This window comes from Oleiphilus sp. HI0123, assembly GCF_001635315.1.
This window is the reverse complement of record NZ_LWGE01000687.1, coordinates 1-407: the sequence shown is the minus strand read 5'-3', so window position 1 is coordinate 407 and position 407 is coordinate 1. Positions and strand designations below refer to the sequence as shown.

The 407-nt window shown below is 44.7% G+C and carries 1 pseudogene; it reads right to left on the bottom strand.

Annotated features, from left to right (window positions below):
• Nucleotides 1–407: pseudogene (locus A3761_RS27155) on the bottom strand (efflux RND transporter permease subunit); the annotation flags it as partial.

Below are 407 nucleotides of genomic sequence, written 5' to 3'. Positions count from 1 at the left end.
GGGCCATTCTCTGCTTTGCGAAACTCCAACTTTACACCTGAAATATCAGCGGTCATCGCCTCCATTTCTGTGAGAATTTCTGACGCTACACGCCGCTTATCCCAATCAACAAATTGAAACTGAATTGAACCGATCACATCCTCGGCCATTGCATTCTGAGCTTGATTGAAAGAACGGGCATAAATTGATTCAAGCTCGTTTTTGCCTTCAATCAGACTTAAAAACCGACGTTCAACCTGTTTTAACAAGGCATCTTTTTCATGTATCGATAAGTCACCTCTAGCGTGAATAAGAACCTGCGCGCTATCCGGTTCGACATCTGGAAAGAACTCTACACCCTTTCCGAAAGCCCCATAGGCGACATAACTGAAGACTATGACGCCCAGTGCACCGATAAATGTTAAGCC